The following is a 15,008-nucleotide window of genomic DNA, read 5'->3' on the forward strand; positions in this document are numbered from 1 at the left end:
ATAGGTTTTGGCCAAGGCCGAATTCGATGGGGATTTATTAAGACGGGCTAAAGCCCATCACTAGTGAATATAAGCAGAAGGGTATGTATTTTTGTGGATGCCCTCCTCCCTAGCCCTGATAGGAACGGTTACCCCACAGCAGGGATGGGAAGCGGATGGACCGGGAATGGGAAGGTCTGGAGCGAGGAGTATGAGTGAATAGCAGGAAAAAGCTCCTGAAAAGTTTTAGGGTTTGAAAGTAAGAAGTATGGGTATTGGAGAACGTGAATGTGGTGATAGAAAGTTTTGCCTTCTCCAATGGTATGATCAAAGAAAACGTTTAACCAATACTCTATAGGTAAAGTAACCAATAAGGCAGCCAATGGTGTCGGCAACAATATCCAGGGCTTCCATGGATCTTCCTAGTCCCATTTCTTCCTGTAGTATTTCGGTAAGGAATGCATATATAAGGATGATCTGAAAGAAGTATGAAAATTTTATTCTGGGAAATGCGGCAATGAAAGAAAAACCCAGGGCGGCAAATATACCTAAGTGTAAAACTTTGTCGATACCGCTGAACATGAACCAATACTCATGGTTCTCTTCTCCGGGCTTGAGAAGCATATAAGTAAGAAATGCCCAATAAATGGGCAATATCTTACTAAATATTTTTGAAATCTTATCCAATGATTGCCTGGTAATCTTCTGCAGAAAGCAATTCAGACTGATCTGCACCGTCAGCAAGTTCTAACTTGATGATCCATCCGTTTCCATAAGGATCTGTATTTAATAGTTCAGGCTGGTCTTCTAATCCTGAGTTGAATTCAATAACTTTTCCTGAAATAGGTAAGAATAAATCTGAAACAGTTTTTACTGCTTCTACACTTCCGAAAACATCTCCGCCATTAAGGTCATCATCCACTGTATCTACATCTACGTATACGATGTCTCCAAGCTCTCCCTGAGCGAAGTCTGTAATACCGATTGTAGCCACATTCCCTTCGATCTTAATCCATTCGTGATCTTTCGTGTACTTTAATTCTGATGGTGTGTTCATTTTTTAATTTTTATTTTGTACAAATGTATTCAAAATTATACTAGCTTCAAATATTGGATATAAAAAAAGTCCTTCAAAACTGAAGGACATTTAAGTTTATATCATTTCTAGAATCCACCTCCGGACTCACCGAATGTAAATGTTGCAGAGATCCCTGCTCTAATGGTAGACAGCGGGAATGCGGTTGAGATTTTATACTTTGAGGTCATCTGTTCGTAGAAGACTCTCAGGTTCAGGTTTTCGGAGACGTTATAGTCTGCAGAAAGTTTGATGTTTAAAAGTCTCTGCCCTCCTGTGATCTGCGAATCGTTCAGCAGGATATTCATAATGGAGGTTTTACTGTCTCTTAGTGAAATATCTCCTCTGATATTAAGATCGCTTCCTTTTCCTCTGGTCCCTCTTCCTCTTATGTTAGCTGTTCCCAGTCTGAAGTTTCGGACGATGTATCCCAGCCTTACTACATATTCTGAGTTGGAATCTTCGGTTAGTGTATGATTCACTAGCCCCAGTACCATCATCCTGTTTCTGTTGTACTGTAATCCGAACTGCATATTGTTTCTCATGGTAACATCTACTCCGATAAGCGGTGAAAAGGATTCTACGTATCCAACCTGAGCAAATGTGTAAGGGTTTATTTTATCTCCCTCACTCTTCGTTCCAGTATCATCTATTACCTGATAGAAGCCTCCTGGATTTCCGTGGTAGTCTATATTACTTTGAATTCCTGTTGCTGTATACGTTGCTGTATATCCATGCAGGATATCAAACTTCGTAAACTGGCCACTGATCATTGGAATATTTTTTAATCCGGAGTAAGTAATTCTCCAGTTTGGCAATGGCATTCCTGATTTTTTAGGATTACCCATTGGCGTAATGGATTTTCCTTCAAGGGCTGCTCTAAATGCAGGGATCAACACATAGGCATTGGCTATACTGTAGTGCTTAGCAAATCCGTTGTTATCTATTTCTGCATTTGGACCTCCTAATTGTAGGGACATTGCTCTTGCATTTTCTCTGATCGCCTGATAAACGGCCTGTCCGTCTTTAAATGATGAGCTAAGGAGTACCGCAGAATTGGAATAGGTTACCATATCTGTAGCAAATGTGAAACTTGGATCAGACATTCCTTCCGGATTGATATAATTAAATCCTGTATGCGAGAAGTTGCTGTTAAAGTTATGCAGCACGTTAAGGTCAATTCTGAAGTCATTCATCGGCATTACCTGTAAGTTTGCCCGCAATTCTCTGGTTGACATTCTTACATAGGCATCTGTCATAAAACGAGAGTCACTCACCCAACCATTTTCCATTACCGTTCTTCTGATATCTGCCTGAGATCCTAGCAGGAACCCAATGGTCGGTCCTCCTAATGTCTGACCAGAACCATACCAGTTTGGAGCGGATAATAATCCCGGAAGTACTGTACCATTATTTTCTGTGTAGCTCACATCCAACTGCTTGAATGAAGTCAGGAAGAATGCGGCACTTTGAAGTACGGTAAGCTTGTTTTTGAATTTATAGCTCTTATATCTGTATCTGTTCTTCTCCCATTGTTTTGTATATACGTTGTTCAGGGAATCCATTTCCTGCTTACGTTTCTGAAGCTTGGTATTAATATTCTTAAAATAGTTAAACTGCCCAAAGAACTTAGGAATATCCGCTGTTGCCGTTGCCTGAATAACATTTGTATTCTGCCCTATGGATCCTAAACTCTCCGTTCTATTGGTGTCCGGATTTACCATACCATATAAAGCGGTACTTCTAGCATTCCAGTTATATGTGAATCCATAGCCAATTTCCGCATCAATGAAATCCAAATACGGAAGATACTGGAACGGCAGCTTATAATTCAGCTGTGCTCTGTGGTTATACAATACCGGTCTACCCGATCTGAATACATTTCCGAAAATGGATTTGTTATCCATCATATTAACATCCATGTTATCATTAAGGGTTCTGGTTGCTGAGTTGATTTCAAGCTTTAATGATTTTGTAAAGTTAAATCCTAACCCATACTGCCATCCGAAGTAGAAGTTTCTATTTTTGATGGCTTCCATATCTCCGGCGGCATTTCCACCTAAAATAGCTTCAATATTTCTGAACTCAAGTTCATTGTAATTCCTGTCAATTTCAGTTCTGAAAGAGAGCCTTGTCGGAATAGGATTGATGTTGAATTCTTTCACCCATCTTAGGTACTTCGTTGATTTCGCAGTATCACTAATCATTTTATTGAAAGGCTTCAAAACCCATGGCTTGAAAGTGTAGTTATAATCAATATACCCTCTCAAATACTGTCTGTAGTTTCTCTTGGTATAAATATCTCTGAAATAATCATCGTTATATACCGCGGTTACTGAAACGTTTTCAATATCGTAGAACTTAGGTTTTTTATTCTGATTTACTCTTTCTTTACGCATATTCACCACTCCGATACTTCTTTGCTGTGTATATGTTCTTGCTATTTTTTTCAGTTGATCCCTGTTCGGCGCCTTGCTAAACTCCACATCGGTATCCAAAGGATTGTACTTCGGATCTTCGATGGTTTGTGAATAGGAATAATTTAAAGGAATTTTTATTCCTGTTTTTTCCGGAAGTAGCTTATCTACATTGACAGCTGTATTAATACTGAATGCTGACTGAGTAGACTGATTTCTTTCAGCCGGTTTTGAATCAATATTTCCAAATCCAACTGAAGTATAGGATGCATTGGTATTAACGGTAGCAAAATCTCCAAGGTTAAAGTTTAAGCTTGCGTTTCCGGCATATCCTCCATCATTATCAATTTCAGAAAGACGGATTTCGTTTACCCAAAGAATTCTATCTATTGGGGTACCTGGCTCACCTCTAGGTATTCCATTCTTAATACCTATCATAATGGTTGTTACATTCCCCAAACTTGGACGTCCTTTAATATAAATTCTTTTATAATTATCACCCTCTTCAAAAGCAGGGTCCAAAAACCTTTGCGTGATTTTATCAGAATACAATTTATCTCTTCTGATCTTGGCATCCACAAAGTTCTGGATATCAAGGTTTACTTCATTTTCCAGTGGCCAAATTTCCATTGGAGTTGTTGAAGTAGTTGATGTTAATTTCAAAGATGCTTCATATTCATAATAGTTATCTGTAGCATCGTTTCCAAAACGAATGAAGAATTTTGTTCTTTTATCCATTTGTCCAACGTTCACATCACGATTTGCCGGATCATGAGCGTGTACAAAAAGCTTAAGTTTTTTATATCTTCTCATATCCAGAGTTGTATTTTTAAATACTCCTTTTGCTTTACCTGCATTAAGACCATTAGCTTTCATGTATAATGAAGCTTCATTCTGTCTCTGCGCTCCTGCATTTCCACTCAATACCTGTCTGTCTATTCCTGGAGGCAATACGTATGGAGGTTGATTAAATGCATTTTCTTCTATATTTACACTCCCCACCTCTAGTTTTCCAATCTCAGTATCGTCAGCTGCCCCCTCATCCGGAGATGGCTCTAATTCTGCATTTGAAAAAGTAGCAAGGTTTTTAGGATATTTTCTCCAGTCTGATCTTACAAGATCCATGGTACCGAATCTTAAGGTTGAAGTATTTTCAAATCCTGCTAACATTAACCTTGCAAATCTTACATTGTTAAGTACTGTCGGGTTATGAGAGCCTTCCACTGGATCGTACTGAGAAACAGGTATTCTGAACAAGTACCATTTTACATCAGCAGACTGCCCGTTCTGAAAAGCAGCTTTTACTGTTTTTACATCAACAATATTATTGACTCCTAATGCTAAACTTGACTGATCAAGTTTCACCTCATATTGATTATAGCTTTCAATTTGATCCAGATTATAATCCCTGTTGATATCTTCTGCATCCGGAGTCTGTGAAGACACATTTAAAGAGTTCGCTTCTGAGTTTCCATCAGGATTTCTGAAATACTTGTATCGCTGCACAAGGGAAGCAGCCTGGCTTCCTGTAAATTTATCCGACAGATAAAATACAAAGTCATCCACCGCAGGGTCCACAATATTCGTTACTGGGTTTACAAATGTATTCCCGAATCGCATTGCTTCCTGATCTGAACTTAAACCATCATATCCAACATCCTGTGATTTCCTGCCCTCTCCTTCAGTAGAGAAAGCATATAAAATAGGAGGTTGTTTGGGTTGTACTCCCCAATTTGAATTGGTTGTAGATGGTGATGATCCTGGTGCAGGAAGACCATTTTCATATAACATTTTTCCATCCTTAAGAATATCTTCAGATACATTTCCTAGATGTAGTAAAAGTTTCGCATTGGTTCCCAATGTATTACCATCTGCATAAGGGTCCATCATCCAGAATTCCACATACTCAATATTTGAACTTACAAAGTTCGGAACACTGATAGGCCTCATAATACCAGCCCATCTGCTGTTTGCCTGCTCTGTTCCCGGATTCACGTTATAAGGTCCTTTTTCACCCGGGAAATAGGATATATCGAATGTATTTGTATAGGTTTGCTCTCCTGCTACAAAATCCCTGTTATTATAAATTTCAGAGTACTGTACTCTTCTTGAGGCGTGGTTAGATACTGACTGCGGTGTAATTCCTGATGGAGCCCTACCTCCCACTCCCCAGAATCTTGGGTCAATATTATACCATGATAACAACCCTCTTCCATAGCCACTTGTTAGCTCGTCACTGGCCGGTGGTATGTTGAACGGTGGTAAAGTATTTTTTTCAGGTCTTGAAGCTAAGCTCCATGCAGCCGGCTCCTTTAAGGAGATCTTAGAGGTTGTCTGCTCAAAATCATCAATGTAAGACTGGCTATTGGTGGCTTTATTCAACCCAGGAATAAGGTATGCTCCTTCCATCTTGAAGTTGATATTGGATGGAGCCTCTGTTTTTACCAATGGAAGTTTATCTGTAAACCTGGTCAGGAAAGGAGCCTGATTATTGTACATCAAGTTGATCCCTGCCATGGTATTATTAACAGCTTCCTGCCCAAAGTTTACTTTCTGGGTAAGTGGAGACTCTGAATAATTGATCACCGTTCCCCCTAAAATAAAGTTCTCGTTGAATCTTCTTTCTAAGTTTAATCCCAAGAATCTTTTTCTCTGGGTATTAAATGTCAATTGGTTTTCTAGTGAGATATTGATAGCCTGTCCGGACTGTTTTACATTTTCATTAATGATCGTCACCGTTCCCAGCATGTAGTCCACCGTATAGTCCACTCCCTCAGAAAGCTGTACTCCATTGGCAGAAACCTTTACAGATCCCTGTGGAACGTTTACAGCTCCAAGAGAAATCCCTTGTCCCTGAACTCCTTTATAACGACCTTCTATGGTATACCATTGAGGGATGGTAGTTTGGTTTTGTGGTATTTTGATTTTATCATACAAATCATGGAAAACATACTTTGGATCATTCCCCACCAAACTCTGCATATAGTCCCCAAAAGGCTGTACCTTGGTAAAGATGATTCTTCCGTTTTCCGGCCTGACTGTAACCCCATTGACAAAGTCAAAGATACCGTCTCCTTTTGTACCATCTTTATTATTTTGAATATCACCGTTCATGTTAAGACGGTCCCAATTCAGTAATTTCAAGAGGTTCTGGTCTTTAACCGGGGTATCCGGAAGATAATTGACCTTACCTCCGGTCTTTTGATCTCTGTAATATACGTTAAGAATAAATCCATCAGGAGATACCTGACCTGCGTCCAAAGAATAAATGTTCTTCATCATTAGCTTCCACATTGGAGAGGCCGGATCTACAGTGTTATTTACCCTTAGTACTTTAGTAATCAAAACAGGGCTTTCTTCAGAGAATTCCCCTACTTTGTATACTTTGTTGCTTCCATTTACGGTATATGAATAGGAAACAGCCAAAAGCTGTTGGTCATTCAGTTTTTGGTTCAATGAAATATATCCTAACTGTGGCTGAAATATATATTCGTTAGAATTCAGCTTTCTAGCTTTCGTATTAAAGATAAAATGTTCTCCATTTCTATAAGGCTCTGTACTTCCCGGAAAAGTCTGCCCCTGAAAAATAGCATCATAATTTTTACCCGCTTCCCTGGCTCCTGCTGTGGTTGAAACTTGATTATACAAATCATTTTGAGAGTTGTCCGGTAGTGCTCCGCCTCCCTCTCCAAGGTCCCTGATCCCGATAATACTCTTTTGGTACGCCAGATTACTATTTCCTTGGTCCAATACCCATACTTCTAATCTGGTAATATTAATCGTGGAATTAATCTGTGGATAATTAAGTAACGAGTTATCATATTTATCCAAAAAGTAGTGTCCTAAGAAGTAGTGTTGGTTCTCTTCATAGTCGTTGGCGTTTACTTTAAAGTTATTCATTACACCACCGCCCTGTACTACAATATTTCTGGCTTCACCCTGTTGCTGGGAAAGAACAACTGTCCCAAAGGTTTTACCCAACTGGAACTCTGTCTTTACCCCAAACAATGATTGTGAACCACGGATCAAACTTGTTGAAAGCGGCATGTTTACGTTACCAAATTCAACTCTTTTGATGATTTTATCTTCACCGCCTTCGTTAGGTTTATCTACATTTCCAAGACCTTTACTCTGAAGATCTTTCCAGCTTCCCTTTGCCTGCCAAACGAGGTTCATTCTGTTTTCAAAGGCAAAACCACTCTGGGTATCATAGTTGGCTTTCAACTGAAGATTCTCCCCCACTTTTCCTAATAATCCCAGCTGAATTCTCTGGTCTATATCAAAAGTAAAGCTGGTCCTATTCTGTGGAAGGATCAGCGGGTTATCTATTTTCTGGTAAAGTCCTGCAAAGTCAATGGATGCATATCCTGAAGGAATGATCTCAATTTTGTTTCCGCCGAATATGGTTTCAAACAATTTGTTATTGATCATCAGAGAGGGGATGAGCCCCTTCTTTCTGGCATCAGATTTGTCTTTTCTGAAAAGGAGGTTATATTTTTCCGATTTCTCCTTATAATATGCCTTGGTCTGGGTAGCGAGCATATATTCTTTATACTCTTCCGGAGACATGGCAGTAGGAGGACCGGTAATTGTATTCCCAATTTTAGGATATACATAGTACATCCCGGTTTTTATATCGTAATAGGCTTCATACCTTGTAGGGTCTGCCACTTCATATTGTTTTCTTATGATCGCTGTATCTTTTACCTGCTGTGCAAAGGCACTGACAGACATAAACAGGAACGATAGGAACAAAAATATGTTAAGATGCTTATTATTCGCCACCAAATGTTAAATGTTTTTTAAAATTTGTTTAACCAATTCTTCAACCGAGATACTTGGATTTTGTTTTAAAATCTTATCCGCCATCTTTTCGCTCGTACGTTTAGGAATTCCTAAAACTTCTAATGCAGATAACGATTCTTCCTTAACTTTATTATCTACCAACAATGAAATATTATCTACCGGACCACTGAATTTCTGTACTTTATCTTTAAGATCTACAATAATTCTTTCTGCTGTTTTCGCCCCAATTCCCTTGGCTTTCTGAATCAATGTGCCGTTACCGGAAAGGATAGCCGAAGCAATCTCATCAAGACTTAGAGTGGATAATAAAATGAGTGCAGAAACAGCTCCTACTCCATTAACGCTTATTAACAGATTGAACATTTCTTTTTCTGAACGAGTGTTAAAACCGAACAGCAGATGAGCATCCTCACGAATGATCTGTTGAATAAATAGAAAGGTTTGCTGATTTAAAACCAGTGTCTGTGAGGTCATTAAGCTGATCCCCACGTAATAGCCAACGCCCTGTACGTTGATTACGGTATAGGTAGGTGTAAGTTCTTGAACAGTACCTTGTAAAGAAAATATCATTATTAATTTTTGAAACTCCCAAATATAAAAATTTAACCTCCAAATACAGCATTAAAGGTTAAAATAAATTGTTTTTAACGACTAAGGATATTTAATCGCTTCTGATAATTCTATGGGATTGTTGTTTTTTTTCAGGAAAGTTTGTGTATTCTTTGTCATTTCCCTAAAATCATGTTCTATCTCATTTCCCTTTTCATCCCTAAGTTTTGCCTTCACATTTCCGGTTCTCATTTCCCTAAAAGGGTCATTATAATAATCCAACATTACCTTTTTAAAATTATTTTTTGAGATTTCCATTGGCTTAGGGCCCACACCTTCAAAGTCCATTTTATGAAAGTTTTTTTTCAACCCTGAAAAGGAGAATTTATAGGAATGACTTTTATCTTCCATCTCCACAATCAAGCCTGGTAATCCTTTGAAAACATAGGGACCCTCCTGCAAAGGAATATCCTGTGTAAACCAAGCTTCCCAGTTTCTTCCTTTGTAGCTTAATGTCGCTTTCTGGCAGTTATAGCCATATTTTTGGGCAACCTCTTTCTCTATTTTCCAGTCTAACTGTATTGGCTCTGTCAGCTTGTATGTATCGGCTAATATATAGTAATACTTTGAGCTTCTATTTTGCTTATCCTTTACTACATCAAAAACATGATCTCCCATGGCAAAACCATAAAACCCAATACTTCTCAGAGAATCTATCTGATATTGTTTTTCCGTGCAAAACTTGGATTCTCCATTCTGGATGAGGAGTACCATTTTTTTGGATACTGTTTCAGAACTTAAAGTGTTTTCTTTATAGACAAGATTATAGTCTATTCTCATATCCTGAGAATAAAAATTTTGTACGAATGAGAAAAGCAGAATTGCTATGAACGTTTTCAATTGCATATATCAGATTATTAGTTTTATTCTTCTGTTCTTTGAGTGTAAGTAATATATCACTACATACCGATGATAAAGGTAATAAAAACCTTATTAAGAGAACTAATTGTTTTAAAAATCAATAAATTCCCGGATATATAAACAAAAAAAGCATCTTTTACAAGATGCTTTTTTAAAATATGTGATAAAATAATTACTTCTTCTCTCTTCTTTGTGCGTCAAGAACAGCAATGGTCGCAAGGTTTACGATCTCATCTACGCTTGAACGCATTTGAAGAACGTGTACCGGTTGTTTTAATCCCATAAGGATTGGTCCGATAACCTGTGCTACTTTCATTCCTCTTAGAATCTTGTAAGAAAGATTTGCACTTTCAAGGTTCGGGAAGATGAATGTATTCGCTGGAGTTGTTCCTAATTTTGAGAAAGGATAATCACTTAAATGATCAGCATTCATAGCAAAATCCGGTTGAATTTCACCATCTACAATCATTTTAGGATATTTCTCATGAAGAATACTCACGGCTTTAGCTACTTTTTTGGAAGTATCAGAGATGGCAGCAAAGTTTTCAAAGCCAAGCATTGCAATTCTAGGTTCGATAGCAAAAGACTTCACTGTAAATTCTGCCATTTTAGCAATATTTACAAGATCTTCAGAGGTAGGATTCTGGTTGATGGATGTATCTGCGAAGAAAATAGGTTTCTTTTCAGACAAAATCATCATCATAGCCGCTACTTTATCTACTCCTTTGTCTTTTTCAATAACTTCTAAAATAGGACGCAATACGGATGTATAGTTTTTAGAGAATCCAACGATAAGACCATCAGTATCTCCATGCTTAAGCATTAAAGGTCCAAAATAGTCTCTCTGACGAACATATCTCTTTGCCTTGTACTCGTTCATTCCTTTTCTCTGACGAAGTTTCCAAAGGGTTTCTCTGTATTTTTTTCTGTTTTCTTTCTGATCATCATCACTTGGATCAATGATTGGAATATCCAGGTTCATCCCGTAGCGTTCCATTTGTTCCTTGATGTATTTTTTGTCTCCTAAAAGACTTGGGTAAGCAATTCCTTCTTCGTAAAGAATCTGAGCAGCCTTTAATACATTATATTCTTCAGCATTTCCAAGGGTAATTCTCTTCGGATCGGATTTTGCACGGCTCTGCATCATTCTCACCAATCTTTCATCTCTTCCCATTCTGTCCAGAAGCTGGTGCTCGTACTCTTCAAAGTCTGCAATACTTTTTCTTGCAACACCACTTTCCATAGCAGCTTTTGCAACAGCACTTGATACTTTAGTGATCAATCTGTTATCAAATGGTTTTGGAATGAAATAGTCTCTTCCGAATTGTAAGCTCTGAACGTTGTATGCTAAAATTACAGCTTCCGGTACAGGTTCTTTTGCCAAATCTGCAATAGCGTGTACAGCTGCCAATTTCATTTCTTCATTGATTCCTGTAGCCTGAACATCCAATGCACCACGGAAAATATAAGGGAACCCTAATACATTGTTTACCTGGTTAGGATAATCACTTCTTCCTGTTGCCATGATTACATCCTTACGGGTAGAAAGAGCTAAATCATAAGCAATTTCAGGATCCGGGTTAGCCAAGGCAAATACAATAGGATTTTCGTTCATGCTCTGCAGCATTTCCGGAGTCATCACGTTTCCTTTTGATAATCCCACGAAAACATCAGATCCTTTTACAGCATCTTCTAATGTTTCAATATCTGTTTGGGCAATAAAGTCTAATTTTTCAGGAGTAAGGTTTTCTCTCTTATGATTGATTACCCCCTTACTGTCGCACATCAGGACGTTTTCTTTTTTCAATCCTAATGAGATATAAAGCTTTGTACATGCAATTGCTGCTGCTCCCGCTCCATTTACCACCATCTTTACTTCGTCAATTTTTTTATTGGCAATTTGTAATGAGTTGATTAATGCTGCTGCAGAAATAATTGCTGTTCCGTGCTGGTCATCGTGCATCAAAGGAATATTTAATTCTTCCTTTAATTTTTGTTCTATATAAAATGCTTCAGGAGCCTTGATATCTTCCAGATTAATTCCTCCAAACGTTGGAGCGATACCTTTCACAATCTCAATAAATTTATCCGGATCTTTTTCATCGATTTCAATATCAAAAACGTTGATATCTGCAAAAATCTTAAACAAAAGTCCTTTTCCTTCCATTACTGGTTTTGAAGCTTCTGCACCAATATCTCCTAGTCCAAGTACAGCTGTACCATTAGAAATTACAGCAACCAAGTTTCCTTTTCCTGTATAATCGTATACCGTTTCAGGCTTATCGTGGATTTCCATACAAGGAACTGCTACCCCCGGAGAATATGCCAATGACAAATCTCTTTGGGAAGAGTGTGGCTTGGATGGTATAACTTCTATTTTTCCCTTAGGTTCTGCTTTATGATAATCTAACGCGGCCTGACTAAAATTCTTTTCGTCGCGATTGTTGTTACTTGACATAGGTTTTATTTTTTGTTAGAGTATATATTTAATGTGGTAATCTACTAAGCTTTCAATTGGTTTCTGAACGACATGTCCCACATTTAAATTAAGTTCTGCTGCTACAGAACGTAGAATATTTTCATAATAATAAGCAATGGAGCCAATGAAATTGATCTCTGCATCTTGTGCTTCCTGATAAGGCAGAACCTGGTATTCAAAGAAACTTTTCATTTCCTCGAAAACCATGTCCTTAAAGTAAGGATGATCTTTTCTTTCGATAACAAATTTATTGAAATTCGCCAAATAAGCATTGGGTCTTGGAGAGTGATACATATTTTTCAATGCATCTTCTATGGTAAGCTGGTAATCTGCCTCAAATTCACGATGAAGATCTGCAGGTAGTTTTTTCATAAAATATCTTCGTACCAACTGCTTTCCGATCGCACTTCCGCTTCCCTCATCTCCAATCAGGAATCCAAGGGATGGTAATTCTATCTTCAGGTTCTCGCCATCAAAATAACAGGAGTTTGATCCGGTACCGAGTATACATACAATAGCAGGTTTTCCGCTATATGCAGCATATGCAGCGGCCATCAAGTCTTCTTTTACAATAATTTCAGCTTTTCCAAATACTTTTTTAAGTTCTTCTTCGATGGTTTCGCAGTTTTTTTTCACACCACATCCAGAGCCATAGAAAAAAACTTTGGTAATTGAATTTTTGACCAATATAAGGTTGCTGTTTTTCTGTATTTCAGGAGCGATAAGTTCTCTGTTGATAAAATTCGGATTGAAGCCGATGGTCTCCGTTTTCAAAAAAACTTTCTTAAAGTCATCAAGAATTACCCAATCCGATTTAGTAGAACCACTATCTACAATAGCAACCATATTTTAGATTTTAATTTAAGGGGGCTAAATTATGAATTTATCTTCAATTAGCATTTAAAAACAACTTGAAAGCTGTCTAAAATCATTATTGCTTTATCTTGGTTTTCTTTTCGTTGAATTGCAGGAGCCAGTCTTCTATTTCATTCTCCAGATAAGAGGCCTGTAGTACCATGGCATTGATGAAGTCATCGGGTACAGGTTCTCCATTGGAGTTTTCAAGATTCCAAAGTTCATTGGACATATTTTCATATTCAGAATACACTCGTTTGAAGCGGGAGTTTTCTTTTTCCAAAACCTCAATATTTTTCTGTTGAAGCTGGAATTTTCTGTATTTGTTTTGACGTTTCATACAAATATTATTATCGATTAAACCGTAAAATGTTGGAGTAGTATGCTTTCAACCACGCATTACAAGATAGAAAAAACCATTATCACAAGGATTTGAAAATGAATTTATTATCAGGTTATAGGAACATCATTCTGTTGATTAAAATTAGAAATAATTTTTATTTAAAAAAATATTTTAACAACTTTTTTCAGTGTTTAACATATAGTTATAAATTTGCATATCCATATTGTAAAATATCCCAATGATGAATGACTGAAAAGCATTATTAATACACGGGATACATTTGATTAACAATTGTTTTGCATCTCAAACGTTCTAATCATCAATACAATATGTAAGATATTTTCAGGTTTTATATTAATTAAATGAAAGAAATACTCATACGCCAGAAACAGGTTTTGTTCTTCATTATTGCAGGAGGACTAAGTGCTATCGTTGAAATTGGCAGCTTCAAGATATTCAGCACCTACCTCCCTCACTTCTTTGAGAACGAGACCAATTTTCATGGTATTCACTATCCCTTAAGTAACATTTTCTCCACCAGCTGCGGAATCATCACCAATTATTTTCTGAGCATCTGGTTTGTTTTTGAAAGAGGAAAACATTCCAAGAAAAGAGAGTTCGCTTATTTTATGATGGTCTCTTTTATTTCAACCCTGCTGAGCTTAGGCTTCTTTCAGATATTTTACAGTTTTGTATTTAAAGATAATATCAATTTATTTTTTTATACCTTGAGTCCGGAAATGATCAGTAAAACTGCAGCAATTCTATTGGTTTCTATTCTTAATTATTCGGTAAAGAAGAAAGTAATTTTTAACGGTTAGACTGTGACAAAAATTTTAAATTATCTGTGGCGATTTTGGCTATTGTTGTTAGCATTTGTTTTAACAATTATCCTTGGGATCCCTGTCTATATTTTATCTTTCAGTAAAAAGCATTATAAATACGCTTATAAATTCATCAGACTTTGGTGCTTCGGGATGTTTTACGGGATGGGTTTCAGGTATGACCTCATCAAACTCTCTGAAGAGAAAAAAGACAAAAATAAAGAGTATGTTTTCATTTCGAATCATACTTCCATCATGGATATTATGCTTACCTGCATTATGTTTCCAGATCATCCGATTTGTTTTGTAGGCAAGATGGAGCTGGTTAAGATTCCTATCTTCGGAACAATCTATAAAAGGATATGTGTGATGGTAGACAGATCCAGTGCCAGAAGCCGTGCAGATGTATACCGAAGATGTGCAGAGAAAATGGAAGAGGGCAATAGTATTGCTATTTTCCCTGAGGGAGGAGTCCCTGATGACACCTCTATTATTCTGGATGAATTTAAAGATGGTGCATTTATGCTATCCTCAAAACACAACTCTCCTATCGCCGTTTACACTTTTATAGGACTTAAGAAAATGTTTCCTTTTGAAAACTCTAAGGGCTACCCCGGAAGAGTAAAGGTCTATTTCAATGGAATTATAGAGCCTACAGATTCTCCAAAAGACTTAAAGGCAGAGGCTTATCAAGTAATTAAAAAAACCTTGATAGAGCATTCCATTTAAAAGAAATAGTTATATTTGTTTGCGAAATTTT

Annotated in this window: 10 protein-coding genes; 2 read left to right on the top strand and 8 right to left on the bottom strand. The window is 37.3% G+C overall.

Features of this window, described 5'->3' with window-relative positions; translation table 11 throughout:
* Nucleotides 1-306: 306 nt before the first annotated feature.
* The 8 genes from SCA31_RS18515 to SCA31_RS18550 all read right to left on the bottom strand — a co-directional run bounded on the left by SCA31_RS18515 (nucleotide 307) and on the right by SCA31_RS18550 (nucleotide 13,421).
* Nucleotides 307-666, bottom strand: coding sequence for a VanZ family protein (locus SCA31_RS18515; protein WP_410698515.1), 360 nt, complete (start codon nucleotides 664-666; stop codon nucleotides 307-309).
* Nucleotides 659-1,036 (bottom strand): glycine cleavage system protein GcvH, encoded by a 378-nt coding sequence (gene gcvH / locus SCA31_RS18520; RefSeq protein ID WP_410698516.1) that lies wholly within the window; start codon nucleotides 1,034-1,036, stop codon nucleotides 659-661. The genes SCA31_RS18515 and gcvH overlap by 8 nt, the downstream gene beginning before the upstream one ends.
* A 107-nt stretch (nucleotides 1,037-1,143) precedes the next feature.
* Nucleotides 1,144-8,205 (bottom strand): cell surface protein SprA, encoded by a 7,062-nt coding sequence (sprA, locus tag SCA31_RS18525; protein ID WP_410698611.1) that lies wholly within the window; start codon nucleotides 8,203-8,205, stop codon nucleotides 1,144-1,146.
* A 57-nt stretch (nucleotides 8,206-8,262) separates the two neighbouring features.
* Nucleotides 8,263-8,847, bottom strand: a complete 585-nt coding sequence (gene ruvA, locus SCA31_RS18530; RefSeq protein ID WP_410698517.1) for a Holliday junction branch migration protein RuvA — start codon at nucleotides 8,845-8,847, stop codon at nucleotides 8,263-8,265.
* A gap of 81 nt (nucleotides 8,848-8,928) precedes the next feature.
* Nucleotides 8,929-9,732, bottom strand: coding sequence for a GLPGLI family protein (locus SCA31_RS18535; RefSeq protein ID WP_410698518.1), 804 nt, complete (start codon nucleotides 9,730-9,732; stop codon nucleotides 8,929-8,931).
* Nucleotides 9,733-9,919: 187 nt separating this feature from the next.
* Nucleotides 9,920-12,205: an NADP-dependent malic enzyme gene (locus SCA31_RS18540; RefSeq protein WP_410698519.1), complete on the bottom strand. Its 2,286-nt coding sequence runs from the start codon at nucleotides 12,203-12,205 to the stop codon at nucleotides 9,920-9,922.
* Nucleotides 12,206-12,220: 15 nt separating this feature from the next.
* The gene (locus SCA31_RS18545) at nucleotides 12,221-13,072 is read right to left on the bottom strand and encodes an ATPase (RefSeq protein ID WP_410698520.1); all 852 of its coding nucleotides are present in this window, start codon (nucleotides 13,070-13,072) and stop codon (nucleotides 12,221-12,223) included.
* Between the two features lie 85 nt (nucleotides 13,073-13,157).
* The gene (locus tag SCA31_RS18550) at nucleotides 13,158-13,421 is read right to left on the bottom strand and encodes a hypothetical protein (protein WP_410698521.1); all 264 of its coding nucleotides are present in this window, start codon (nucleotides 13,419-13,421) and stop codon (nucleotides 13,158-13,160) included.
* 365 nt (nucleotides 13,422-13,786) lie between these two features.
* Between SCA31_RS18550 and SCA31_RS18555 the strand changes: the two genes are divergently transcribed.
* Nucleotides 13,787-14,245: a GtrA family protein gene (locus SCA31_RS18555; protein WP_410698522.1), complete on the top strand. Its 459-nt coding sequence runs from the start codon at nucleotides 13,787-13,789 to the stop codon at nucleotides 14,243-14,245.
* Between the two features lie 3 nt (nucleotides 14,246-14,248).
* A complete protein-coding gene (locus tag SCA31_RS18560; protein ID WP_410698523.1) occupies nucleotides 14,249-14,977 on the top strand; it encodes a lysophospholipid acyltransferase family protein in 729 nt (242 codons plus the stop codon).
* Nucleotides 14,978-15,008: the final 31 nt, after the last annotated feature.

Source organism: Chryseobacterium sp. SIMBA_028 (assembly GCF_046535285.1).
Lineage (GTDB): Bacteria > Bacteroidota > Bacteroidia > Flavobacteriales > Weeksellaceae > Chryseobacterium.

What these genes read in the sequence shown, in the direction of transcription:
- SCA31_RS18555 (WP_410698522.1), top strand. Translation starts at nt 13,787, where the DNA reads ATGAAAGAAATACTCATACGCCAGAAACAGGTTTTGTTCTTCATTATT.
- SCA31_RS18535 (WP_410698518.1), bottom strand. Translation starts at nt 9,732, where the DNA reads ATGCAATTGAAAACGTTCATAGCAATTCTGCTTTTCTCATTCGTACAA.
- SCA31_RS18550 (WP_410698521.1), bottom strand. Translation starts at nt 13,421, where the DNA reads ATGAAACGTCAAAACAAATACAGAAAATTCCAGCTTCAACAGAAAAAT.
- sprA (WP_410698611.1), bottom strand. Translation starts at nt 8,205, where the DNA reads ATGTCTGTCAGTGCCTTTGCACAGCAGGTAAAAGATACAGCGATCATA.
- ruvA (WP_410698517.1), bottom strand. Translation starts at nt 8,847, where the DNA reads ATGATATTTTCTTTACAAGGTACTGTTCAAGAACTTACACCTACCTAT.
- gcvH (WP_410698516.1), bottom strand. Translation starts at nt 1,036, where the DNA reads ATGAACACACCATCAGAATTAAAGTACACGAAAGATCACGAATGGATT.
- SCA31_RS18540 (WP_410698519.1), bottom strand. Translation starts at nt 12,205, where the DNA reads ATGTCAAGTAACAACAATCGCGACGAAAAGAATTTTAGTCAGGCCGCG.
- SCA31_RS18545 (WP_410698520.1), bottom strand. Translation starts at nt 13,072, where the DNA reads ATGGTTGCTATTGTAGATAGTGGTTCTACTAAATCGGATTGGGTAATT.